General features: G+C 73.5%; 21 protein-coding genes. 9 read left to right on the top strand and 12 right to left on the bottom strand.

Features of this window, described 5'->3' with window-relative positions; translation table 11 throughout:
• Positions 1 to 110: 110 nt before the first annotated feature.
• Positions 111 to 761: a trimeric intracellular cation channel family protein gene (locus tag QSK20_RS05160; RefSeq protein ID WP_285787393.1), complete on the bottom strand. Its 651-nt coding sequence runs from the start codon at positions 759 to 761 to the stop codon at positions 111 to 113.
• Positions 762 to 801: 40 nt separating this feature from the next.
• On the bottom strand, positions 802 to 1,020 hold the full coding sequence (locus tag QSK20_RS05155; protein WP_145833625.1) for a DUF3039 domain-containing protein: 219 nt from the start codon (positions 1,018 to 1,020) through the stop codon (positions 802 to 804).
• Positions 1,021 to 1,105: 85 nt separating this feature from the next.
• On the opposite strand from QSK20_RS05155, the gene QSK20_RS05150 reads away from it, so the two are divergent.
• Positions 1,106 to 2,032 carry a pseudouridine-5'-phosphate glycosidase gene (locus QSK20_RS05150; protein ID WP_285787392.1) on the top strand — a complete coding sequence of 309 codons (927 nt, stop codon included), beginning with the start codon at positions 1,106 to 1,108 and terminating at the stop codon, positions 2,030 to 2,032.
• A complete protein-coding gene (locus QSK20_RS05145) occupies positions 2,029 to 2,928 on the top strand; it encodes a carbohydrate kinase family protein (protein ID WP_285787391.1) in 900 nt (299 codons plus the stop codon). Before QSK20_RS05150 ends, QSK20_RS05145 begins: the two co-directional genes overlap by 4 nt.
• 9 nt (positions 2,929 to 2,937) lie before the next feature.
• On the opposite strand, the gene QSK20_RS05140 is transcribed toward QSK20_RS05145, so the two are convergent.
• Together QSK20_RS05140 and QSK20_RS05135 are read right to left on the bottom strand one after the other, a co-directional pair.
• On the bottom strand, positions 2,938 to 3,291 hold the full coding sequence (locus QSK20_RS05140; RefSeq protein WP_285787390.1) for a DUF3099 domain-containing protein: 354 nt from the start codon (positions 3,289 to 3,291) through the stop codon (positions 2,938 to 2,940).
• A 151-nt stretch (positions 3,292 to 3,442) separates the two neighbouring features.
• Entirely contained in the window at positions 3,443 to 4,027 is a 585-nt protein-coding gene (locus QSK20_RS05135; RefSeq protein ID WP_285787389.1) for an HhH-GPD-type base excision DNA repair protein, read from the bottom strand.
• A gap of 166 nt (positions 4,028 to 4,193) precedes the next feature.
• On the opposite strand from QSK20_RS05135, the gene QSK20_RS05130 reads away from it, so the two are divergent.
• The 4 genes from QSK20_RS05130 to QSK20_RS05115 all read left to right on the top strand — a co-directional run bounded on the left by QSK20_RS05130 (position 4,194) and on the right by QSK20_RS05115 (position 11,051).
• Entirely contained in the window at positions 4,194 to 5,675 is a 1,482-nt protein-coding gene (locus QSK20_RS05130; protein WP_285787388.1) for a DUF7782 domain-containing protein, read from the top strand.
• The gene (gene dtd, locus QSK20_RS05125) at positions 5,675 to 6,097 is read left to right on the top strand and encodes a D-aminoacyl-tRNA deacylase (protein WP_285787387.1); all 423 of its coding nucleotides are present in this window, start codon (positions 5,675 to 5,677) and stop codon (positions 6,095 to 6,097) included. The genes QSK20_RS05130 and dtd overlap by 1 nt, the downstream gene beginning before the upstream one ends.
• A 122-nt stretch (positions 6,098 to 6,219) precedes the next feature.
• A complete protein-coding gene (locus QSK20_RS05120) occupies positions 6,220 to 9,903 on the top strand; it encodes a S8 family serine peptidase (protein ID WP_285787386.1) in 3,684 nt (1,227 codons plus the stop codon).
• Between the two features lie 167 nt (positions 9,904 to 10,070).
• Positions 10,071 to 11,051 (top strand): helix-turn-helix domain-containing protein, encoded by a 981-nt coding sequence (locus QSK20_RS05115; protein ID WP_285787385.1) that lies wholly within the window; start codon positions 10,071 to 10,073, stop codon positions 11,049 to 11,051.
• A gap of 41 nt (positions 11,052 to 11,092) precedes the next feature.
• On the opposite strand, the gene QSK20_RS05110 is transcribed toward QSK20_RS05115, so the two are convergent.
• Complete coding sequence (locus QSK20_RS05110) at positions 11,093 to 11,881, bottom strand: sporulation protein (protein ID WP_285787384.1); 789 nt, start codon at positions 11,879 to 11,881, stop codon at positions 11,093 to 11,095.
• A gap of 220 nt (positions 11,882 to 12,101) precedes the next feature.
• On the opposite strand from QSK20_RS05110, the gene sigB reads away from it, so the two are divergent.
• Complete coding sequence (sigB, locus tag QSK20_RS05105) at positions 12,102 to 13,109, top strand: RNA polymerase sigma factor SigB (RefSeq protein ID WP_285787383.1); 1,008 nt, start codon at positions 12,102 to 12,104, stop codon at positions 13,107 to 13,109.
• Positions 13,110 to 13,212: 103 nt separating this feature from the next.
• Positions 13,213 to 13,620 (top strand): VOC family protein, encoded by a 408-nt coding sequence (locus tag QSK20_RS05100; RefSeq protein WP_285787382.1) that lies wholly within the window; start codon positions 13,213 to 13,215, stop codon positions 13,618 to 13,620.
• Positions 13,621 to 13,653: 33 nt separating this feature from the next.
• Here the strand turns inward: QSK20_RS05100 and QSK20_RS05095 are convergent, their stop codons facing one another.
• The 3 genes from QSK20_RS05095 to QSK20_RS05085 all read right to left on the bottom strand — a co-directional run bounded on the left by QSK20_RS05095 (position 13,654) and on the right by QSK20_RS05085 (position 18,375).
• Positions 13,654 to 16,206, bottom strand: a complete 2,553-nt coding sequence (locus QSK20_RS05095) for a bifunctional acetate--CoA ligase family protein/GNAT family N-acetyltransferase (RefSeq protein ID WP_285787381.1) — start codon at positions 16,204 to 16,206, stop codon at positions 13,654 to 13,656.
• A 56-nt stretch (positions 16,207 to 16,262) separates the two neighbouring features.
• Positions 16,263 to 17,444, bottom strand: a complete 1,182-nt coding sequence (locus QSK20_RS05090; protein WP_285787380.1) for an acetoin utilization protein AcuC — start codon at positions 17,442 to 17,444, stop codon at positions 16,263 to 16,265.
• Positions 17,445 to 17,529: 85 nt separating this feature from the next.
• Positions 17,530 to 18,375, bottom strand: coding sequence for a sulfurtransferase (locus tag QSK20_RS05085; protein WP_285787379.1), 846 nt, complete (start codon positions 18,373 to 18,375; stop codon positions 17,530 to 17,532).
• A 99-nt stretch (positions 18,376 to 18,474) separates the two neighbouring features.
• On the opposite strand from QSK20_RS05085, the gene QSK20_RS05080 reads away from it, so the two are divergent.
• Positions 18,475 to 19,161: an iron-dependent transcriptional repressor DtxR gene (locus QSK20_RS05080; RefSeq protein WP_088980075.1), complete on the top strand. Its 687-nt coding sequence runs from the start codon at positions 18,475 to 18,477 to the stop codon at positions 19,159 to 19,161.
• Between the two features lie 52 nt (positions 19,162 to 19,213).
• Here QSK20_RS05080 and QSK20_RS05075 read toward each other — a convergent pair whose 3' ends face one another.
• The 4 genes from QSK20_RS05075 to QSK20_RS05060 form a co-directional block, all read right to left on the bottom strand.
• Positions 19,214 to 19,456, bottom strand: coding sequence for a DUF5522 domain-containing protein (locus QSK20_RS05075; RefSeq protein ID WP_285787378.1), 243 nt, complete (start codon positions 19,454 to 19,456; stop codon positions 19,214 to 19,216).
• 31 nt (positions 19,457 to 19,487) lie between these two features.
• Complete coding sequence (locus QSK20_RS05070) at positions 19,488 to 19,922, bottom strand: type II toxin-antitoxin system VapC family toxin (RefSeq protein WP_285787377.1); 435 nt, start codon at positions 19,920 to 19,922, stop codon at positions 19,488 to 19,490.
• Complete coding sequence (locus QSK20_RS05065) at positions 19,904 to 20,347, bottom strand: hypothetical protein (RefSeq protein ID WP_285787376.1); 444 nt, start codon at positions 20,345 to 20,347, stop codon at positions 19,904 to 19,906. Before QSK20_RS05065 ends, QSK20_RS05070 begins: the two co-directional genes overlap by 19 nt.
• A 253-nt stretch (positions 20,348 to 20,600) precedes the next feature.
• On the bottom strand, positions 20,601 to 23,453 hold the full coding sequence (locus tag QSK20_RS05060) for a vitamin B12-dependent ribonucleotide reductase (protein WP_285787375.1): 2,853 nt from the start codon (positions 23,451 to 23,453) through the stop codon (positions 20,601 to 20,603).
• Positions 23,454 to 23,499 lie beyond the last annotated feature (46 nt).

The raw sequence follows: 23,499 nt of genomic DNA, 5'->3' as shown, positions 1-23,499 counted from the left end.
AGGTGGTTGCAGGGGTCCCCTGCTCGGCAGAAAGCGGTAGGAAGGGTCCCCTGCAACCAACCAACGCGCGAGCCCGCCCAGCCACCCGCCACCGGAGCAGAACCCCGCCGTCAGGAGGCGGGTGGGCCGTCGGCGTGGGGTGGGGGCCGGAAGGTGGGCACCGGGGCGGACCACCGCCGGCGCAGCGCGACCAGGCGGAGCCCGAAGACCAGGGCCGCGGCGGCGGTCAGCGGGGCGGGGCCGGTGCGGCCGAGACCGTCCAGTGCCACCACGGCGGTCGCACCGACCAGGGCGGCGACGGCGTAGATCTCCCGGCGCAGCACGACCGGGATCTCCCCGGTGAGCAGGTCCCGGACGAGGCCGCCGCCGATCCCGGTCAACATGCCCACCAGGCACGCGCCGACCGGCGGCACCTGCGCGTCCAGGGCGCGGAGCGTGCCGGTGACCGTGAACAGGGCCAGTCCGGCCGCGTCCAGCACCAGCACCGTGGTCCGCAAGCGGGCGAGGTGGGGGTGCCACCGGAACACGATCGCCGAGGTGACCACGGCGGTGGCGGCGTAACGCCAGTCGGCGAAGGCGAGTGGGGGGACCTCGTCGACGACGAGGTCCCGGAGGATGCCGCCGCCGAGCGCGGCCACGAAGCCGACGAAGACGACACCGAAGAGGTCGAGCCGCTTGGCCACCGCGGCGGACGCCCCGGAGGCGGCGAAGACGGCCACGCCGACCAGGTCGGCCAGGAGCAGGGCGGTGGAGGTGGTCACCGCCGCAGGTTACGTGGGCGGCCGGGCGGGCCGCCCACGGTCAGTCGCCCCAGGAGTCGTAGATCTCCTTGCACGCGGGACAGACCGGGGAACCGGGCTTGGCCGCCTTGGTCACCGGGAACGTCTCCCCGCAGAGCGCGATCACGAACGTGCCCATCACGGCACTTTCGGCGATCTTGTCTTTCCGGACGTAGTGGAACATCTCCGGACCGGTGTCGGCGTCCTTCAGCTCCGGACGCTCGAGAACCTCTGTGCTCACGTCGCACCTCCAACTTTTCAGTTTGGCAGGTCACTTCCGCATGGTCCAACGGAGAGGCCCCAGGCCCGCGTCGTACGGTGGCGGCGTGACCGACTTTCACATTCAACACGGCGGTGAGGTGGCCGAGGCGCTGCGGGCCGGGCGTCCGGTGGTCGCCCTGGAGAGCACCATCGTCTCGCACGGGCTGCCCCGGCCGGACAACCTGCGGGTGGCCCGGCAGATCGAGCAGGCGGTACGGGACGCGGGCGCGGTGCCGGCGACCATCGGCATGGTGGGCGGCCGGCTGGTGGTGGGGCTCGACGACACCGAGCTGACCCGGCTGGCCACCGCCGACGGCGTGGCGAAGCTCTCCGTACGCGATCTGGCGGTGGCGGCCGCGACCGGCGTGGACGGCGCGACGACGGTGGCCGCGACCAGCGCGGTGGCCGCCGCCTCGGGAATCCGGGTCTTCGCCACCGGCGGCCTCGGTGGGGTGCACCGGGAGGCCGCGCAGTCCTTCGACGAGTCGGCCGACCTGACCACCCTGGCCCGCACCCCGATCGCGGTGGTCTGCGCCGGGGTCAAGTCGATCCTCGACGTCGGGGCGACCCTGGAGCGGTTGGAGACGCTCGGCGTCGGGGTGGTGGGCTACCGCACCCGACGGTTCCCGGGCTTCTTCGTCACCGACGGCGGCTTCGACCTGGACTGGTCGGTCGACTCGCCGGAGCAGGTGGCGGCGGTCCTGGCCGCCCGCGCCGCGCACGGTCTGCACGACGGTGGACTGGTGGTGGCCAACCCGCTCCCCGCCGACGAGCAGCTCGACCGGGACCTGCACGACCGGACCCTCGCCGACGGGCTGGCCCTGCTCGACCGGGACGGGATCACCGGCAAGGCGGTGACCCCGTACCTGCTCTCCCACTTCCACTCGGCCACCGAGGGGGCGAGCCTGGCGGTGAACGTCCGGATCATCCTGCGCAACGCGGACCTGGCCGCGCGGATCGCGGTGGCCGCCGCCGGGACCGACGCCGGATGAGCCGTCCGGGTCGGGTGGTGGTGGTCGGCGACGTCGTGACCGACGTGGTCGCGGTGGTCGCCGGCCCGCTGGCGACCGGCTCGGACACCCCGGCCGCGATCCGGGTCGGCGGGGGTGGGCAGGGCGCGAACACCGCCGCCTGGCTGGCCGAGATCGGCGTACCGGTCACCCTGGTCGGGGCGGTCGGTGACGACGAGGCGGGCCGGGCCCGCGTCGCCGAGCTGACCCGGGGCGGGGTGGACTGCGCGGTCACCGCGTACGGCGACCGGCCGACCGGCAGCGTGGTGGTGCTCGCGTCGGGCGAGGAGCGGACCATGCTCACCGAGCGCGGGGCGAACGAGCGGTTGTCCGCTGGACAGGTACGGCAGGCCCTGGCCGCGCTGCCGGACGCGCGGCACCTGCACCTGTCGGCGTACCCGTTGCTGGACGCCGCGTCGCGCGACGCGGGACTGGCGGCGCTGGCCGCCGCACGCGCGGCCGGGCTCACCACCAGCGTCGACGCGGCCTCCGCGGCACCGCTGCGGCGGGTCGGCGCGGCGGCCTTCCTCGACTGGGTACGCGACGTCGACCTGCTCCTGGTCAACTCCGACGAGGCGGAGGTGCTCGCCGGCGGCACCGATCCGACGCAGCGGGCCCGGACGCTGACCGCCACGGCACGGCACGTGGTGGTCAAGTGCGGATCGGCGGGCGCGGTGTGGGCCGGGCCGGACGGCGCGGTGACGACGGCGTCCGCCCGGCGGGTGACGGTGGTGGACGTCACCGGGGCCGGGGACGCCTTCGCGGCCGGACTGCTCGCCGGCTGGCTGGCCGGGGCGACCCCGGCGGTGGCGCTGGCCCGCGCCGGTGAGCTGGGTGCCCGCGCGGTCGGCGGGATCGGGGCGCGGCCGGTGCGGTGACGCCGGGTGCTACAGCTCGGCGTCGATGACCCGGTGCGGGCGGTCCTCGGTGGCGGCGAGGCTTCGCGGTGGCGGTGCCTCCCGGCGCGGCGCCCGGCGGAACATCCGGTGCTCCTCCTTGGGCGGCCGGTCGTTGGCGATCAGCACCGCCAGCCAGGGGATGAGCACCATGCCGACACCGCAGAGCGGCAGCCAGAGCCAGAGCAGTGGAGCCTGCACACTGACCAGGACCGCGCCCACGACCAGGCAGGCCGCCCGGATGGACATCATCACGAGATACCGTCGCTGGCGGCTGCTGAGCTGGTCATTCTGGCTGCGTGGGGCGTCGGTGATCAGGATCGGCTCGTACGCCTGTCGCTTCACCACGACCTCCTCGAGGGATTCGACCCATCCTGTCACCTCGCGGCCGGTGGCGGCGACAATCGACGCGACCGCTTCGGTCCGGCCCGCGCCGCGCTCCGCAAGTGGGCAGCGGTTCCGCCGACCCGCACCGTCGACGGGCGGACGCGCCGGCTCAGCCCTTCGCCGCCCGGGCCACCGCCTTCTGCTGCTGCTTGTACTCCCGGACCTGGCGCAGCGACGCCACGTCGGTGATGTCGGCCACCGACCGGTACGCGTCCGCGTCGCCGTACCCGCCGGCCGCTTCCCGCCAGCCCGTCGGCTGGACGTCGAACCGCTTGCCGAGCAGGGCCAGGAAGATCTGCGCCTTCTGCCGGCCGAAACCGGGCAGCTCGGTGAGGCGGCGCAGCAGTTGGGCACCGTCCGCGGCCTCGGTCCAGATCCGGGCGGCGTCCCCGTCGTACCGTTCGACGAGCACCCGGCACACCTCCTGCACCCGGGCGGCCATCGCCTTCGGGAACCGGTGCAGGGCCGGGGGTCGGGCGAAGACCTCGACCAGCGCTTCCGGGTCGTACGCCGCCAGCTCCCGGGCGTCCGGCGTGTGCCCGAGCCGCTGAGCCAGCACGTACGGCGAGGTGAACGCCTTCTCCAGCGGGATCTGCTGGTCCAGGACCATGCCGACCAGCAGGGCCAGCGGATCGTCGTTGAGCAGCCGGTTGGCCTCGGGGTCGATGGGCAGCGAGAGCGTCATGTGCCTCATCCTGCCCGGCCGGGCTCGGCCGACCGCCGCGACGTACCGGGCCGGGGTTGAAGTGGATCGCCACGCGGACGGCGGGTGGTCACGACGACGTGCTCCGCGCCCGTCCTCCGGTCCGGATGTCGTGGGTGGTGCCGGTGCCGTCCGAACGGGCAGGCAGGATGACGAGGTGGACGAATACGACATGCTGCTCTCCCCCGCCGGGATCGACCGGTTGCGCACCGCGCTGACCGACGCCGGTTTCACCGCCTCCGGGGTCGCCGACCGGCTCGGGCCGCAGGCCACCGCGGCGATGGGCCGCAACGACTACCGGGCCGCCCTGCGCGCGACCGAGGGCCGAGACCCACTCGGCACGCTGATCCGCCTGTTCATCTGCGAGCAGACCGAGCCGGCGGGGTCGGTCGCCGCCGCCCTCGCTCCGCTGACCGTGACCGAGGCCCTCGACGCCGGGCTGGTCGAGCCGTCCGGCGACGGCCTGCGCGCCGGCATCGACCTGGAGCCGTACGGGGACGACTGGTGGATGCTCGCCGACCTGCCGGCCAGCGCCCGGCCCGGCCCGCTGCCCGCCGAGCACGTGCTGGGCGTGGGCGGGGCGACGCAGACCCTGCTCGGCGCGACGGTCCGCCGGCCGGTGGAGACCGCCCTCGACCTCGGCACCGGTTCCGGCGTCCAGGCCCTGCACCTGGCCACCCACGCCCACCGGGTCACCGCCACCGACGTCTCGGCGCGGGCGTTGCGGTTCGCGGCGACCACCGCCGCGCTCAACGGGCAGGAGTGGGAGCTGCTCCGCGGTGACCTGGTCGCCCCGGTCGCCGGCCGCCGGTTCGACCTGGTGGTGAGCAATCCCCCGTTCGTGGTCGGACCGGGGACGACCACCCACGTCTACCGGGACTCCGGCCGGGTCGGCGACGCGGTCGGCGCGGAACTCGCCGCCGCCGCCCCCGGGCTGCTCACCGACGGTGGCACCATGCAGTACCTCGCGAACTGGGTGCACGTCACCGGCGAGGACTGGGGCGAGCGGGTCGCCGGCTGGTTCGCCGGCACCGGGTTGGACGCCTGGGTGGTCCAGCGTGAGGTGGCCGACCCGATGGCGTACGTGAACCTGTGGCTGACCGACGTCGGCGAGACCCCCGACCCGCACCGGATGGCGGCCTGGCTGGACTGGTTCGACGCGCACAAGGTGGAGGCGGTCGGCTTCGGCATCGTCAACCTGCGCAACGGCGGCCACGACGACCCGGTGGTCCGGGTGGAGGACCTGCGGCAGCGGGTCGAGGCGCCGATGGGTGACCACGTCGCCACGTGGTTCGACCGGCAGGACTGGCTGCGCGCGCAGGACACCGAGGGGCTGTTGGCGCACCGGTTCCGGGCGGCCGAGGGGTTGCAGCTCCGGCAGGAGGCGACCATGGGCGACGACGGCTGGGCGGTGGACCGGCAGGTGCTGGCCGCGCCGCACGGGCTGCGGTGGAGCGAGGAGATCGACCCGCTCGTGCTGGCCCTGGTCGGGGGCGCGGACGGCCGGCTGCCGCTGCGCGACCAGCTCGCCCTGCTGGCCGCCGCGCACGACGTCGCCCCGGACGAGCTGGCCGAGGCCGCCGGTCCGATCGTGGCGCACCTGGTCGAGCGGGGCTTCGTCGAGCCGGTGACCGCCTGATGCGGGCGGTGGTGCAGACCGTCGGCCGGGCCAGCGTGACGGTGGACGACGAGGTGGTCGGGGCGATCACCGACGGCCTGTTGGTGCTGCTCGGGGTGACCCACACGGACACGCCGGAGACCGCCCGGACGATGGCCCGCAAGATCCACGAGCTGCGCGTCCTCGACGACGAGCGGTCCGCGACGGAGACCGGAGCGCCGGTCCTGGTGGTCAGCCAGTTCACGCTCTACGGCGACGCCCGCAAGGGACGCCGGCCGAGCTGGACCGCCGCCGCGCCGGCCGAGGTGGCCGAACCGCTGGTCACCGAGGTCGTCGAGGCGCTCCGGTCGAGAGGCGCCACGGTCGCCACCGGCCGGTTCCGCGCCCACATGCTGGTCGAGAGCGTCAACGTCGGCCCTCGGACGATCCTCCTCGACCTCTGACCGGCCACGCCCGCCGGGTGGGGGGCGACCGAACGTCGGCACGGCTGGCGGGGTGACGCCGTGGCGTAACCCCGCCATCGTTCCCTGTTCACCGGCGCGGACGACGGCGGTAGAACCGTCGCATGCCTTCCCCCTCGTACCCATTCGCCTCCGGCCGACGCCGGCTGGTCGCCGCCGTCGCGGCGGCCGGTCTGGTCGCGGCCGGCGTCGCCGCGGTCCGGACCCCCGCGACGGCGGCCGGACCGGCCCCGGCGCCACCGGCCGCGTCCCGGGACTCCCACACGGTCACCCTGATCACCGGTGACCGGGTCACCGTCACCACGCTCGCCGACGGCAGCGCCACCGCCGACGTGGACCGGCCGGAGGGCGCCACCGGCGGGGTCCGCGTCCAGCAGACCGGCGACGACCTGTACGTCCTCCCCGACGAGGCCCTGCCGTTGCTCGGCACGCTCGACCGGCGGTTGTTCAACGTCACCGACCTCATCGAGATGGGCTACGACGACGCCCGCTCCACCACCCTGCCACTGATCGCCACCTATCCGACGGCGAACCGTGCGGCCCGCCCGGCCACGCCTCGGGGCACCACCGTCGTACGCGATCTGCCCAGCATCCGGGGTGCGGCGCTGACCGCCGACAAGAAGCAGGCCCGCGCCCTGTGGACCAGCCTGACCCCGGCTCCGGCGACCCGCTCGGCGGGCGGGCTCGGCGGTGGGGTCGCCAAGCTCTGGCTCGACGGCCGGGTCAAGGTCGGCCTGACCGAGAGTGTGCCCCAGGTCGGCGCGCCGGCGGCCTGGGCGGCCGGCCACGACGGCAGCGGGGTCACCGTCGCCGTCCTCGACACCGGCGTCGACGCCGGTCACCCCGACCTCGCCGGTCAGCTGGGCCGGACGGTCAGCTTCGTGCCCGGTGAGGAGGTCCGCGACGCCCACGGGCACGGCACCCACGTCGCCTCGACCATCGCGGGCACCGGCGCGGCCTCCGGTGGCGCGAACCGGGGCGTGGCACCCGGAGCGGACCTGATCGTCGGCAAGGTGCTCGACGACGCCGGGTACGGCCAGAACTCCTGGATCATCGCCGGCATGCAGTGGGCGGTCGAGTCCGGGGCGGACGTGGTCAACATGAGCCTCGGTGACGGTTCGCTGACCACGGGGACCGATCCGATGGCGCTCGCCGTGGACAACCTCACCGCGCAGCACGGCACCCTCTTCGTCGTCGCCGCCGGCAACTCCGGCCCGGAGACCATCGGCTCCCCCGGCACGGCCGCCGGCGCGCTGACCGTCGGGGCGGTGGACAAGCAGGACGAGCTGGCCTGGTTCTCCAGCACCGGCCCGCTGGCCGGCACCGGGCGGCTCAAGCCCGACCTCACCGCGCCCGGCGTGGCGATCAGCGCGGCCCGGTCGCAGCAGTCCCCCGGCACCGGCATGTACCAGAGCATGGACGGCACCTCGATGGCCACCCCGCACGTGGCGGGAGCCGCGGCGATCCTGGCCCAGCGGCATCCGGAGTGGACCGGACCGCAACTCAAGGAGGCGCTGATGAGCAGCGCCCGGGGCCTCGCCGACACCTACCAGCCCTACCAGGTCGGCACCGGCCGGCTGGACGTCGCGGCGGTGGTGCGCAGCACCGTACGGGCCACCGGCTCGGCGTTCTTCGGCAGCTTCGACTGGCCGCACGAGCCCACCGACGCCCCGGTTACCCGACCGGTCACCTTCACCAACTCCGGCACCGCTCCGGTCACCCTCCGGCTCGCCGTCACCGGATCCGGCCCGTTCACCCTGGGCGTCTCCTCGGTGACCGTGCCGGCCGGCGGCACCGCCGAGGTCCCGGTGACCGGCGATCCCCGGACCGACGGGACCGGCCGGCACACCGGCTACCTGGTGGGCACCGACGCCGCCACCGGCGCGGCGCTGACCCGTACCGCGCTCGGACTGGTCAAGGAGGACGAGCGGTACGACCTGACGGTGACGCTGCGCGGCCGGGACGGCAAGCCGGCCAGCTCGACCGTGGTGGTGCACCGCGCCGGCGCGCAGTTCACCGACCAGTTCCCGGTCGACGGCGAGCGGACGCTGCGCCTGCCGCCGGGCACCTACACCGTGCAGACGACGCTGGACGTGCCGGGCGAGCGGCCGGACTCCCTCGGTTTCGCCCTGCTGGTCGACCCGGAGACGGTGCTCGACGGCCCCGCCGAGGTGGTGCTGGACGCCCGCCGGGCCCGGTTGCTCGACACCGCCACCCCGCAGCGCACCGAGGACCGGCAACGCAAGATCGACTACACCGTGCGGTACGGCGACGGCAACCGCGACTTCCGCCAGGCCCTCCAACTGCCGGTGCGCTACGACGACCTCTACGTCTCGCCGACCGAGTCGCCCGTCCGGAGCGAGTTCACCCTGGCCACCCGGTGGCGCAAGGGCGAGCCGATGCTCGGGCTGCGGGTGCCCGGCCTGCCCTCGATCGACGCGACCGTCCAGCCGGGCAGCACGCTGACCGCCGGCAGCCGGACGCTGCGCACCGTCCACGTGGGCAACGGAACCCCCGCCGAGTACGCCGGGCGTGACGTCCGGGGCGCGGTGGCGGTGGTCACCCGCAGCGACGTCGTCGGCCCGGCGGAGCGCGCCGCTGCGGCGGCCGAGGCGGGAGCGGCGCTCCTGGTGGTCGTCAACGACGGCGTCGGCGTCCTCAACGAGGTCGTCGGCGACGCGCCGATCCCGGTCGTCACCGTGCACCGCGACGCCGGGCGGCAGCTCGTCGCGGCGGCCCGGAAGGGCCGGATGGTCGGGGTGACCCAGACCCCGTACGCCGGCTACCTCTACGACCTGGTCCGGGTCTACTCCGACCGGGTGCCGGACCGGCCGCTGACCTACCGACCCACCCACCGCGACCTGGCCCGGATCGACGCCCGGCACCACGCCGTCCGGGACACCGAGGGCAGCGGCTACCGGTACGACATGGTGTTCAGCCCCTCGTTCGGCTTCCAGGAGGCCGAGCGGCACCCCGGCACCCGTACCGAGTGGGTCACGCCGGACGTGGCCTGGCACGAGACGCACCGGCAGGACACCTGGCTGGACGCGTCCCACCACGACACGTACCGCCGCGGGACGAGCACCCGGCACGACTGGTTCGCCCCGGCGGTCCGACCGGCCTTCAGCCGGGCGTTCGCCCTCCAGAACGGCCGCTACCGGGACAACCTCCAGGTCAACGTGCACGCCTGGAGCCCCTCCGGGGCCACCCTGGAGCACGGCGGCCACCACGAGTGGGGCGAGATGCCGACCCACCTGCGGCTCTACCAGGGCGACACGCTGCTGCACGAGAACCGGTACGCGTCCGACCTCCAGTGGAAGGCGGTGCCCGCCGGCACACTGCCGTACCGCCTGGTGCTGGACGCCGAACGGCCGGCCGAGCGGTGGCGGCTCTCCACCCGGACCCACACCGAGTGGGACTTCGTCTCCTCCTCGAACCAGGCCGACAACTTCGTCCCGTTCGCGCTGCTCCAGCTCGACTACGCGCTGGAGACCGACCTGCGCGGTGACGTGCCCGCCGGTCGCCGGCAACCGATCAGCGTCACCGCCGGTCCCCAGCCCGGTGGCACCGGCACCGGCCGGGTGACCCGGGTCGACCTGGCGGTCTCGTACGACGACGGCATGAACTGGCAGTCAGTCACCCTGCGTAAGGGAAGCGACAACCGGTGGACCGGCTCGATCACGCCGCCGAAGCGGCCCGGTGGTTTCGTCTCGGTGCGCGCCTCGGCCCGCGCCGATGCCGGGTTCGCCATCCGGCAGGAGATCATCCGGGCCTACGGCCTGCGGTGAGATGGTTCGAGCGGCCCCGGGACGAGGCATGTCCCGGGGCCGCTCGGCGCCCCTGCGGCCACCACGGGAGCCTGTCCCAGCCACCGGACGAGGTCGGGGACTGTGCGGGGCAGGGCCGCGTGTCCCATACTCTCCGTGTCGTCGCAGGCGGAGGGAGGCTGCCACCGGTGCTGGGCGCCCTGGGGCTGGGTCCGGAGGACGAGACGGTCTACGGCCTGCTGGTCCGCCGCGCGCAGGCCGATCCGACCGAACTCGCGACCGCCCTGCGGACGTCCGACGAGGCGGTCACCGCGGCACTCACCCGCCTGATGGCGTACGGCCTGGTCAAGCACGGGCCCGGCGACACGTACGCGGTGGCTCCCCCCGCGGTCGCGCTGGGTGCGCTGATCAGCGAGCGACGCACCGCCCTGCGCAGCGCCGAACTGGCGCTCGTCACCCTCGCCGAGGAGTACCGCAGTGCGGTCGCCGGACGGGCCGTCGACGAACTGTTCGAGGTGGTCACCGGGGTCGACGCGGTCCGCCACCGGTTCGCCCAGGTGCAGCACGCCGCCCGACACGAGGTACGCAGCTTCGTCACGCTGCCGTTCATCGCCGTTCCACCGGGCACCAACGCGGTCGAGTCGTCGGCGGTACGCCAGGGAGTGCGGTTCCGGGTGGTGGTGGACCGGGTGGCACTCGCCGAACCCGGCGTGGTCGCCGAGACCCTGGAGTCGCTGCGCGACGGCGTCGAGGTCCGGGTGGTCGACTCGCTGCCCATCAAGCTGATCCTGGCCGACGCGGAACTGGGCCTGGTGCCGTTGACCGCCACGGCCGCCGGGGAGCCCGGTGCGGTACTGCTGCACCGCACCGGGCTGTTGGCCGCGATGGACGCGCTCTTCGAGATCGTGTGGCAGCACGCCCACCCGCTCACCGTCTCCGTCGCGGGTGGCCTGGTCGACCGGCCCGAGGGCGATGCCGGGAGCCCGACCGACCTGGACCGACGCGTCCTGGGGTTGCTGCTGGCCGGGCTCACCGACCAGGTCGTCGCCGCCCAGCTCGGCCTGTCGTTGCGGACCCTGCAACGGCGGCTGCGGTACCTGATGGACCTCGCCGGCGTGCAGACCCGGATGCAGCTCGGCTGGCACGCCGCCCGGCACGGATGGTTGTGAGCCCCGCCCGCCGTCGCACGAGCAGCCGCCGATCGCGTCGGTCAGAAGAAGAGGCCGCGACGCTGGAGCGACTGGCGGAGCCAGCCGTCGAGCTGGGCGGCCCAGTCGGTCTGCTGGGCGGAGGCGTGGTCCACGGTGAACCGGCCGAACGCGTCCCGTCCCTCGGTGAACAGGCCACCCCGCTTGTCGATCTCCAGGACGACCTGGATGTGCTGCGGGTTCGTGACGAAGGTCAGTTCGAGCTGGTTGATCCCGCTGGCGTACTGCGGCGCGGGGTAGAACTCGATCTCCTGGTAGAACGGCAGGTGCTGCTGCACGCCGTAGATCCGGCCCCGCTCCACGTCCGCGCGGGAGAACCGGAAGCCCAGCCGCAGCAGCGCCTGGAGGATCTGCTCCTGGGCCGGCAGCGGGTGCACCGCGACCGCGTCCAGGTCGCCCTTGTCGACCGCCCGGGCCACTTCCAGCTCGGTACGCAGCCCCATCGTCATGCCGTGCAGGTGCTGCCCGTAGAGGGTGGTGAGCGGGGTCTCCCACGGCACCTCGAAGCGGAACGGCACGTCGTACCGCTGACCGGCCTCCAGCCGGAACGCGCCGGTGACCTGCTGGCGGTGGAACTCCTGGGTGGTCTCGTACTCGCTGTCGCCGCTCTCCACCTCGACCCGGGTGACCAGGCCGAGCGCCAGGTACTCGATGTCCGTCGCGTGGTCCCCACCGAGCACCTGGATCCGCCCCTCCAGGTGTCCGCCCGGGCGGCAGTTGGGGTTGGTCAGCACCGTCTCGACCGACGGACCGCCCACGCCCATCGCCTGCATGAGTTTCTTGAAGACCACACCGACCTCCGATTATCTTGTCGTGGCGGCCTGGCTGGCCGACCGGTGGCAACGTAACCGGCCAGCGCAAACAGCGCCACACGTTCGCCGGCTGTTCCTGTCGGTTCCCCGATCGCCTCACTCCCGTTTCACGCGCCTGACGGCAAGCTGTGTGTCACCGGCGCCACTGGCCCGGTACGCGCGAAGTTGACGCGGGGAGGCGACAGAGATGGTTCTGCAGATGAGCGAGCACCCGATGACCCCGGCCACGACCGACACCGACGACCACGCGTCCGTGGAGACCCTGGTGGACCTGGACGCCACCGACGAGCGCGGCACGTCGACCGACCTGGTCCGGGCCTACCTCAACGGCATCGGGCGGACCAAGCTCCTCACCGCCGCCCAGGAGGTCGACCTCTCCAAGCGGATCGAGGCCGGCCTCTTCGCCGAGGAGAAACTGAACACCTGCACCCCGGTCTCCGCCCAGCTCCGGGCGGACCTGGAGGTCGTCGCGGCCGAGGGCCGCGCCGCCAAGGACCACCTGCTGGAGGCGAACCTGCGGCTGGTGGTGAGCATCGCCAAGCGGTACACCGGGCGGGGCATGGCCTTCCTCGACCTCATCCAGGAGGGCAACCTCGGCCTGATCCGCGCCGTCGAGAAGTTCGACTACACCAAGGGCTACAAGTTCTCCACCTACGCCACCTGGTGGATCCGCCAGGCCATCACCCGCGCCATGGCCGACCAGGCCCGCACCATCCGCATCCCGGTGCACATGGTCGAGCAGGTCAACCGGATGGTCCGGGTGCGTCGTGAGCTTTCGGTGTCGCTGGGCCGCGAGCCCACCGTCAGCGAGGTGGCCGTCGCCCTCGGGGTGCCGGAGTTCCAGATCATCGAGCTGATCTCGTACGACCGGGAGCCGGTCAGCCTGGACCAGGCGGTCGGCGAGGACGGCGAGAGCGCCCTCGGTGACTTCGTCGCCGCCGTCGACCCCCGTCAGGAGCCCGGCGACGAGATCGCCAACGGGCAGCTCCGCCAGGAGGTCCGGATCGTGCTGGCCACCCTCTCCCAGCGGGAGGAGGCGGTGATCCGGCTCCGGTTCGGCCTCGACGACGGCCGGCAGCGCACCCTCGACGAGGTCGGCCGGGAGTTCGGCCTCTCCCGGGAGCGGATCCGGCAGATCGAGAAGGTGACCCTGCTCAAGCTGCGTGACCCGGAGCGGGCGCAGCGGCTGGAGGCGTACGCCAGCTGACCGGCACCACACGAGGGCCCCGGCGGTTCGCCGGGGCCTCGGCCGTGCCCGGCGGAGAATGACCGCGACCACCAGGAGCGGACGTCGATCGAGGGAGGCAGTCGTGAACTGGACGCTGGAGGTCGTGGTGGTGCCGGTCACCGACGTCGACCGGGCCCGGGACTTCTACGCCCGGCAGCTCGGCTTCACCGTCGACCACGACACCCGGATGGGCGACGACGTACGGATCGTCCAGTTGACCCCGCCCGGCTCGGGCTGTTCGGTGGTGATCGGCACCGGTGCGGTGCCCCGGATGCCACCGGGCTCGCTCAAGGGACTCCAGCTCGTCGTGCCGGACCTGCGCCGGGCCCACGCCGAGCTGACCGCGCGCGGCGTACCGGTCAGCGAGATCCAGGTCGTCGGCGAGAATCCGCGCCCGGTGCCGGACCCGCTGGACAACGTCGGGTTCTTCTTCTTCGAGGACCCGGACGGCAACGGCTGGGCGGTGCAGCAGATCTCCAGCCGGGGGTGACCTCACGCCGGCTGCTCCGCCAGGGCCGTACGGTCAGATCCGGCGGGGGCCGGTGTCCGGGCGGGTCGCGGCGGTGCCGATCCGGACGCCGGCGTGCAGCACCGAGATGCCGTCGGCGCGCACCAGCACCGGGTTCAGGGTGAGCGCCCGGACGCGGGGCTGCTCGTCGGCGAGCCGGCCGACCCGGAGCAGCAGGTCGACCAGGGCCTCGCGGTCGACCGGCTCGGCCCCCCGGTAGCCGCGCAGCAGGGGTGCCGCGCGCGGCTCGTCGACCAGCTCGCGGGCGTCCCGGTCGGTCAGCGGCACCGCGCGCCAGGCCCGGTCGCCGAGCAGCTCGGTGGCGACCCCGCCCAGCCCGAAGCCGACCACCGGCCCGAACGTCGGGTCCTCCACCAGCTCCACCACACACGCCACCCCGGGCGGCACCATCGCCTGGACCAGGGCGTCCGCACCGAAGACCGCCGCCATCTCGTCGTACGCCCGGCGCACCGCGAGCGGGTCGGCCAGGTCGAGGCGGACCGCACCGAGGTCGAGGCGGTGCCGCAGCCCGACGGCCGCCGCCTTCAGCGCCACCGGGACACCGAGCCGCCCGGCGGCCTCGACGGCCTCGTCGGCCGAGCGCACCGGCACCGAGCCGACCACTTCGACGCCGTACGCGGCGAGCAGGCGGTCGGCCTGGTCGGGGCCGTCGACGCGGATCGCCGCCTCGGCCGCGACGGCGTCGACGTCGGGCAGTTCGGGCAGGGTGCCCGGGGACCGACGCAGCCAGTCCGCGTACGTGGTGACCCGGGCCAGCGCCCGGACCGCCTCCTCCACCCCGGAGTACGCCGGCACGTCGGCGGGGAGTCCCCCGGCCAGGAAGGTCGCCACCACCGGCTTCCCCACGTCCAGCACGCCGACGAGCGCGGCGGCGAGGTCCGCCTCGGTGTCGGCCAGTTGTCCGGGCAGCGGCGGGGCGAACGCCACGACCAGCGCGTCGACCCGCTCGTCCGCGGCGGTGCGGGTCAGGGCCAGGGCCAGCTCGCTCGCCCCGGCCTGCGGCCCGACGTCGCGGGGGTAGCCGACGGCGACGTCGAGTCCGTGCGCCGCGCAGGCGGTGGCGGCGAGCACGGTCAGCGCGGAGGAGTTGCCGACCACGCCGACCCGCCGGCCGGCGGGCAGCGGCTGCTTGGCCAGCAGCACCCCGACGTCGAGGAGTTCGGCCACGGTGTCCACCCGGATCACGCCGGACTGGGCGAAGAGCGCGCTGACCGCCACCTCGTCCGGGCCGCCGGGCAGAGCGGCGGGACGGGCCGGGGAGGCGAGCGCCACCACCGGTTTGGCCCGGCCGATCCGCCGGGTCAACCGGGCGAACTTGCGTGGGTTCCCGAACGTCTCCAGGTAGAGCATGATCACGTCGGTGGCCGGATCGTCCTGCCAGTACTGGAGCAGATCGTTGCCGGAGACGTCGGCCCGGTTGCCGGCGGAGACGAAGCTGGACAGCCCCAGGCCGCGCCGGTCCGCCTCGGCGAGCACGGCCACCCCGAACGCGCCGGACTGGCTGAAGAAGCCGACCCGACCGGCGGGTGGCAGCACCGGGGCTCCGGTGGCGTTGAGGCGTACCGCCGGGTCGGTGTTGGCGATGCCCAGGCAGTTCGGCCCGACCACCCGCATCCCGGCGGCATGCGCCTGGCGGACCAGGGCCCGCTGCGCCGCCGCCCCCTCCGCGCCGGCCTCGGCGAACCCGGCGGAGATCACCACCAGGCCGTGCGCACCGGCCGCCGCCGCGTCGGCCACCACGGCCGGCACCGCCTCCGGGGCGACCGCGACGACCGCCAGGTCCACCGGCGCCCCGGCCTCGACCGCCGACGGGTACGCGGACAGCCCGGCGACCGTGGCCGCGCTCGGGTGCACCGGGACGACCACCCCGGCGAACCCGAAGTCCCGCAGGTGCCCGAGCACCGCCGCGCCGACCCCCTGCCCGGTGGCGCTGGCACCGTAGACGGCCACCCCTCGTGGGGCGAGCAGCCGGGCGATCGACCGGGCCTCGGTGCGCTGCTCGCGGCCCCGCTGCACCTGGAGGGTCTGCTCGGTCGGCGCGATCGGGAAGCTCAGGTGCACCACCCCGTCGGCGAACTGCCGCTGGACCTGGTACCCGAAGTCGGCGAAGACCCGCAGCATCGCCCCGTTGGCCGGGAGCACCTCGGCGACGAAGGAGGTGATCCCGGCGCGCCGGGCCGCGTCGGCGAGGTGCTCCAGCAGCACCGAACCGATGCCCCGCCCCTGGTAGGCGTCCTCCACCACGAACGCCACCTCGGCGTCGGGTGAGCCGGGGCCGAGCCGCTCGTACCGGCCGACCGCGACGATCCGGTCGCCGGCCAGCACCACGAACGCCTCCCGGTCGTGGTGGTCGACGTACACGAACCGGTGCAGGTCCCGCTCCGGGATGCGCGGGTACGGGGAGAAGTAGCGCAGGTAGCGGGTGCGTTCGGAGAACCGGGAGTGCATCGCCACGATGCCCGGCGCGTCGTCCGGGTGGATCGGCCGCAACTGGACGGTCGTACCGTCGCTGAGCAGCACGTCCACCGGCGGTTCCACCGTGCTCACGTCCGGCACCTCCCCGGCTGGTTCACCTCTCGCGGTCGCACGCCCGCCTCGCGCGGTCAGTCCCTCGGGTCGTGCGGGTCGAGCCCGAACAGCGGGAAGACCGACCGGCGGGTGGCGGCGATCGCCCGGTCCACCGCGTCGGGCTCGCCGGTGGGCTGCCACGGCTCGTGCGCCGGGTCCACGCCGTCACCCATCCGCAGCGGCACCTCTCGGCCGGGACGGCGGGCGGCGGCCAACGCCCGCCAGGCCGGCGGGGTGAGGGTGGCCGGGTCGACCGGCTCGCCGGTGGCCACCGCGAGCAGGTGGGTCCAGGCCCGGGGCACCACCTCGACCAGGGCGTAACCCCCGCCGCCGGTGGCCACCCAGCGGCCCTCGCACAACTCGTCGGCGAGCGCCCGTAGGGCCAGGTAGGTGGCCCGTTGCCCGTCGACGGAGAGGCGCAGGTCGGCCAGGGGGTCCAACCGGTGCCCGTCCGCGCCGCACTGGGTGACCAGCACCTGGGGGCGGAACGCACGCAGCACCGACGGCACCACCGCGTGGAACGCCCGCTGCCAGCCGACGTCGTCGGTGCCCGGTGGCAGCGGCAGGTTGACCGCGCTGCCCGGGGCCGCCGGGCCACCCGTCTCGTCGGGGAACCCGGTGCCGGGGAAGAGCGCGAGAGGGCTCTCGTGCAGGCTGACCGTCAACACCCGGGGCTCGTCCCAGAAGATCTGCTGCACGCCGTCGCCGTGGTGCACGTCCACGTCGACGTAGGCGATCCGCTCCGCGCCGAGATCGAGCAGACGGGCGATGGCCACCGCCGGGTCGTTGTAGACGCAGAACCCGGCGGCCCGCCCGGCCATGGCATGGTGCAGCCCGCCGGCCACGCTGACCGCACGCCGGGCCTCGCCGCGCCAGACCGCCTCGGCGGCGGCCACGGTCGCGCCGGCCACCAGCGCGCTGGACTCGTGCATGCCCTCGAAGACCGGGTTGTCCGAGGTGCCCAGGCCGTACCCGGAGAAGAACGGGTCGTGCGGGGCCGCGCGCACCGCGTCCAGGTAGTCCGGCCGGTGCACCCGGGTCAGCAGTGCCTCGTCCGCCGGCGCGGGCCGGACCAGGCGCACCCCGGGCCGGTCGAGCACGCCCAGTTCGCGGGCGAGCGCGACGGTCAGCTCCACCCGTACCGGATCGAGGGGATGGTCACCGAGGTCGTAGGCGAGCAGCGCCTCGTCCCAGACCACCACGGTGTCGTCGGACATGTGGTCATCGTCGCACGCGGACGGAGCCCGCCCCATGGTGCGGGGCGGCCCCGCCGCCGCTGGACCGGGCCGGTCGGCGTGCCGGCTACGCGCCGGTGGCGACCGGCCGGTCCGGGTCGGCCACCCAACCGCTCCACGAGCCGACGTAGAGGGCCGCGTCGGGCCGGCCGGCGAGGTGCAGCGCCAGCACCGTCTGCGCGGCGGTCACCCCGGATCCGCAGTACGCCCCGACCGGCTGGCCGTCGGTGACCCCGGTGGCCGCGAACCGGTCCCGCAGCGCGTCGGCGGAGGCGAAGCGGCCCCCGGTGACGTACTCCGGGGCGGGCAGGTTCGCCGCGCCGGGGATGTGCCCGGCCACCGGGTCGATCGGCTCGGTCTCGCCCCGGTAGCGCGGAGCGGCCCGGACGTCGAGCAGCACCGCCCGGTCGGCGGCGGCGAGCCGGGCGGCGGCGTCGGCGTCGAGCACCGGCAGCCCGCCGGGGCGGACGGTGACGTCACCGGGCGCGGGAGCGGGAACGTCGGTGGCGACCGGCAGACCGGCGGCCACCCAGTCCGGGAAGCCCCCGTGCAACAGCCGGACCGGGCGGTGCCCGGCCCAGCGCAGCGTCCACCAGGCACGCGCGGCGGCCATCCCGTCGCCGCCGTCGTACACCACCACCGGGTGCCCCTGCCGGACGCCCGCGCGGCGTAGCGCCGCCTGGAGCGCGGCCGGGTCGGGCAACGGGTGCCGGCCGGCGGATCCGGGCGGGCCGCAGAGCTCGGTGTCCAGGTCGACGAAGACCGCACCGGGCAGGTGACCGGCGGCGTAGTCGTCCCGGCCGGGTGGGCCGGCGAGCCGCCAGCGGACGTCGAGCAGGGTGGGCGGGTGGCCCTGACCGATCTCGACGGCCAGTTCCGCCGCCTCGACCAGTAGATCATCGGTACCGGACATGGCGTCCAGTTAACCCCATCGCACCGTCCTGACCGGCGGTTCGCCAGCGGTCGCCGACCGGTCAGCGGGGTAGCATCGGTGGTCGGGAGGACCTGCGACGTGAAACATGATCTGGTCGACACGACCGAGATGTACCTGCGCACCATCCTCGAACTCGAGGAGGAGGGGGTGCCGCCGCTACGCGCCCGGATCGCCGAGCGGCTCCGGCAGAGCGGTCCGACCGTCAGCCAGACCGTCGCCCGGATGGAACGTGACGGGCTGCTCACCGTCGAGGGCGACCGGCACCTCGCGCTGACCTCGTTGGGACGCAGCACGGCGGTCTCGGTGATGCGCAAGCACCGTCTCGCCGAACTGCTGCTGGTCAACGTGATCGGGATGCCCTACGAGGAGGCCCACGAGGAGGCCTGCCGGTGGGAGCACGTGATGAGCGACGCGGTGGAGAAGCGGGTGTACGACCTGCTCAACCGGCCGACCCGGTCTCCGTACGGCAATCCCATCCCGGGGCTGGAGGAGTTGGGCACACCGGAGCAGCCGACCACCGAGGCGGCCGACGGTGAACGCAACCTGGCCTTCCCCGGTCTCGTCGGCACGGTGACCGTGCGGCGGATCTGCGAGAGCCTGCAGACCGACGGGGACGTGCTGCGTCAACTGCACGCCGCCGGGGTGGACCCGGGTGCCCGGGTGACCGTCGCCCAGGAACGGGACTCCGTCACCATCGACCGCTCGGGTGAGAAGATCCGTCTCCCCCGCGAGGTCGCCTCCCGGGTGTTCGTCGCCGCCGGCTGAGCCGTCGGTCCCCTTCCCCGGTGCCGTGCCGGGCGGTGGTTCGCCGTCCGGCTCAGTCGGTGACGTACGGGCAGTGCCGGCAGCCACGCCCGCAGCAGGTGCCGCGCCGGGCGAGGAAGCCGGCGGTGAGCACGAAGAGCCCGGTCGACGGGTCGGGGTAGCCGGCCTCGCCGGCGGCCAGCGCGGCGGCGTGCGCGGCGAGGATCCGCTCCCGGTCCGGGTGGTCGAGGGGCAGCCGGGACGGGTGCGGTTCGGTCAGCGCCCGCGCCGCCAACGGCAGCCGTTTCCCGGTCACGGGCGGCGTGCGAGAACGTACGACAAGCCGGTCATACGTGCACCACTGCGATCCGCTGGTCCTTGGGCCGGTCCGGCTCGTCCACGAGCTTGCTCATGTCGTCCGGATCGCTGGTGAGAAGCACCACCGGGCGGGCGAGTTCCAGGGCGGTCGCCGCAACCATGGCGTCGATCGCGCACCGGTGCCCGGACAGTCCGGCGGCCCCGAGCAGTTCACCCGCCCGCCGGCCCAGTTCCGGCGTCACCGACTGCACCGAGATCCGGGACAGCACCCGGTGTACGGCCGCGTCCCGTGGACCACCGCGTAGCACCTCGGCAAGGGTCACCGAACTGACGGCCACCCGGGCGCCACGCTCTCGCGCGATCTCCAGGAAAGCCCGCACCTTCGGCTGCCCTGCTGCGAGTTTCACGAGCCCTTCACTGTCGAGAACCAATCCTCCGCCGGCACCTACTGGGCGTCTGGCCACGAATTCCTCGCCTCGGTCAACAGTTCATCGGAGACCGGTCCGTACTCCGACTCGAGTAGCGCCGCGAGTTCCCCGAGCAGGTCCAACTCAAGTTGCCTGGCAACTGCTTCGGTGACGTACTGGCTGAACTCTCCACGGCCGACCCGTTGCTGAACAGCGGCCGTGAGGTCTTCGGGCATCGACACGCTGACCTTGCGAGCCCGTCCGACGAGTCGGAGCCGGCGGCCGGGCTCCGGGGTGCCGCCGCTCAGGGCCTGCACCACCTCGGCCTGGAAATCCGGCGACGCCTTGCTCAGATCGTGGAGTGCACGCAGCATCTCCGGCAGGGTCGGACGAACAAGGTCCGCAGTGGGCTCCAGGTGCGGGAGGAGATCGCCACTGTCGTCGTCATCTGCCGATCGGGAAGGAAGCGGTTCGGCGGTCACTCGACCATACTACCGCCGGTAGCAACGCCTCCCAACCGCCTCGGACACCTGCGGACAAAGTGTTTGGTCTTGCTGGTTCCCGGGCGCGGCACACCACATCCCTGCCGCAGCGACCGCCCGGCCCCTCCACGGGCTCGGGCGGTCGCTGTCTTTCAGACCCGGCCGGCGTCCCGCGACCAATCTCGCAGGACGCCAGCCGAGCCCACGTCACCACCGAGCAATTCGACGTTGCATCAATGCAACTCCGCCCGGTTCAGCTGCAGCCGCTGGTGGAGCCGCAGCCCTCGCAGACGTAGCAGCTGCCGGCGGGACGCATCTTCGTACCGCAGGTGAAGCAGAGCGGCGCGTCGGCGGCCTTGCCGATCACCGCCTCCAGCAGCTCGGTGGAGGAACCGACCGACGACGCCGGCTTGGCGACCGGCGCCTCAACCACCGGCTCCGGCTTCGTCTCGACCGGGGCGGAGGCGGCCATCGCGGCGAGGTCCGCGCCGCCCTCGGCCGCCTCCGCCTCGGCCCGCATCTGGGCGGTCCGCTCGGCGGCGGTGAAGATGCCCAGCTCGGCACGGGTGTCGTAGGGCAGGAAGTCCAGCGCCAGGCGACGGAAGATGTAGTCCATCACCGAGGCGGCGATCCGCACGTCCGGGTCGTCGGTCATCCCGGCCGGCTCGAACCGCATGTTGGTGAACTTGCTGACGTACGTCTCCAGCGGCACGCCGTACTGAAGGCCGATGGAGATGGCCACCGAGAACGCGTCCATCACGCCGGCCAGGGTCGAGCCCTGCTTGGACATCTTGAGGAAGACCTCGCCCAGACCGTCGTCGGGGTACGACGAGGCGGTGAGGTACCCCTCGGCGCCGCCGACGGAGAAGCTGACCGTCTGGGACGGACGCTTCTTCGGCAGCCGCTTGCGCACCGGGCGGTACTCGACGACCTTCTCCACGACCTTCTCGACCTCGGTCGAGGCGGTCTCGGTGCCCTTGTTCGGCTTGGCCGCCGAGAGCGGCTGGCCGACCTTGCAGTTGTCCCGGTAGATCGCCAGCGCCTTGAGGCCGAGCTTCCAGCCCTCGAAGTAGATCTTCTCGACGTCCTCGACGGTGGCCGCCTCCGGCATGTTCACCGTCTTGGAGATCGCGCCGGAGATGAACGGCTGGACGGCCGCCATCATCCGCACGTGACCCATCGGGGCGATCGAGCGCTCGCCCATGGCGCAGTCGAAGACCGGGTAGTGCTCCGGCTTGAGCCCGGGGGCGTCCACCACGTGACCGTGGTCGGCGATGTGCTCGATGATCGCCTCGACCTGCTCCTCCGGGTAGCCGAGGCTGCGCAGCGCGCGGGGCACCGTCTGGTTGACGATCTGCATCGAGCCGCCGCCGACCAGCTTCTTGAACTTGACCAGCGCCAGGTCCGGCTCGACGCCGGTGGTGTCGCAGTCCATCATCAGGCCGATGGTGCCGGTGGGGGCGAGCACGCTGGCCTGCGCGTTCCGCCAGCCGTTCCGGTCACCGACCTTGTTGCCCTGGGTCCACTGCCGGGTCGCCTCGCGGACGATCGCGGTGGCGACGGTGCCGCTCGGCTTGATCTCGTCGTTCGCGGCGGCGTGCTTGCGCATGACCCGCTTGTGCGGCTCGGCGTTGCGGGCGTAGCCGTCGTACGGGCCGACGATGCCGGCCAGCTCGGCCGAGCGGCGGTACGCCGTGCCGGTCATCAGCGAGGTGATCGCGGCGGCGAGCGAGCGCCCCTGGTCCGAGTCGTACGGCATGCCGGAGGCCATCAGCAGGGCGCCGAGGTTGGCGTACCCGATGCCGAGCTGGCGGTAGGCGCGGGTGGTCTCGCCGATCTTCTCGGTCGGGAAGTCGGCGAAGCAGATCGAGATGTCCATCGCCGTGATGACCATCTCGACGGAGCGGACGAACTTCTCCACCTCGAAGCCCCCGTCGGCGCGGAGGAACTTCATCAGGTTCAGCGAGGCCAGGTTGCAGGAGGAGTTGTCCAGGTGCAGGTACTCCGAGCACGGGTTCGAGGCGGTGATCCGCCCGGTCTCCGGGCAGGTGTGCCAGTCGTTGATCGTGTCGTCGTACTGGAGGCCGGGGTCGGCGCACTCCCAGGCCGCCTCGGCGATGGAGCGGAACAGCTTCTTCGCCTCGACCGTCTCGATGGTCGCCCCGTCGAGCCGACCGCGCAGGTCGAACCCGCCGTCGTTCTCCACCGCCGTCATGAACTCGTCGGAGACCCGGACCGAGTTGTTGGCGTTCTGGTACTGCACGCTGACGATGTCCGCGCCGCCCAGGTCCATGTCGAACCCGGCGTCGCGCAGCGCGCGGACCTTGTCCTCCTCGCGCGCCTTGGTGACCACGAACTCCTGGATGTCCGGGTGGTCCACGTCGAGGATGACCATCTTGGCCGCGCGCCGGGTGGCCCCGCCGGACTTGATGGTGCCGGCCGAGGCGTCCGCGCCGCGCATGAAGCTGACCGGGCCGGAGGCGTTGCCCCCGGAGGAGAGCAGCTCCCGGGAGGAGCGGATCCGGGAGAGGTTCACCCCGGAGCCGGAGCCGCCCTTGAAGATCAGCCCCTCCTCCTTGTACCAGTCGAGGATCGAGTCCATCGAGTCGTCGACGGCCAGGATGAAGCAGGCGCTGACCTGCTGCGGCGACGGCGTGCCGACGTTGAACCAGACCGGCGAGTTGAAGCTGAACACCTGGTGCAGCAGCATCCAGGTCAGTTCGTGGGCGAAGACCTCGGCGTCGGCCGGGCTCGCGAAGTAGCCGTACTTCTCACCGGCGGCCCGGTAGGTGCCGACCACCCGGTCGATGAGCTGCTTGAGCGACCACTCCCGCTCCGGGGTGCCCACCGCGCCCCGGAAGTACTTGGTGGTCACGATGTTGGCCGCGTTGACGCTCCAGGTCTCCGGGTACTCGACCCCGCGCTGCTCGAAGTTGATCGAGCCGTCCCGCCAGTTCGTCATCACGACGTCCCGGCGCTCCCAGGTCACCTCGTCGTACGGGTGCACCCCCTCGGTGGTCCACACCCGCTCGACCTTCAGCCCGGTGCCCGCAGCACCGTTCTTCGCCGCCCGCGTACGACTGGCTGTCACGCCGTCCCCCGCCATCTCATCCGCCCCCTCGTCTGCGCGGCCACCCGGCCACGCGTCGTCA

The sequence above is a fragment of the Micromonospora sp. NBRC 101691 genome (genome assembly GCF_030269285.1).
Taxonomy (GTDB): Bacteria; Actinomycetota; Actinomycetes; order Mycobacteriales; family Micromonosporaceae; genus Micromonospora; species Micromonospora echinospora.
Note: the sequence above shows the minus strand (reverse complement) of the source record. Positions and strands in the feature narration are given on the sequence as shown.

Coding starts and splice junctions, on each gene's coding strand:
- sigB (WP_285787383.1), top strand. CDS start 12,102: ATGAGCGAGCACCCGATGACCCCGGCCACGACCGACACCGACGACCAC.
- QSK20_RS05090 (WP_285787380.1), bottom strand. CDS start 17,444: ATGTCCGACGACACCGTGGTGGTCTGGGACGAGGCGCTGCTCGCCTAC.
- QSK20_RS05085 (WP_285787379.1), bottom strand. CDS start 18,375: ATGTCCGGTACCGATGATCTACTGGTCGAGGCGGCGGAACTGGCCGTC.
- QSK20_RS05060 (WP_285787375.1), bottom strand. CDS start 23,453: ATGGCGGGGGACGGCGTGACAGCCAGTCGTACGCGGGCGGCGAAGAAC.
- QSK20_RS05135 (WP_285787389.1), bottom strand. CDS start 4,027: ATGAGGCACATGACGCTCTCGCTGCCCATCGACCCCGAGGCCAACCGG.
- QSK20_RS05145 (WP_285787391.1), top strand. CDS start 2,029: ATGAGCCGTCCGGGTCGGGTGGTGGTGGTCGGCGACGTCGTGACCGAC.
- QSK20_RS05120 (WP_285787386.1), top strand. CDS start 6,220: ATGCCTTCCCCCTCGTACCCATTCGCCTCCGGCCGACGCCGGCTGGTC.
- dtd (WP_285787387.1), top strand. CDS start 5,675: ATGCGGGCGGTGGTGCAGACCGTCGGCCGGGCCAGCGTGACGGTGGAC.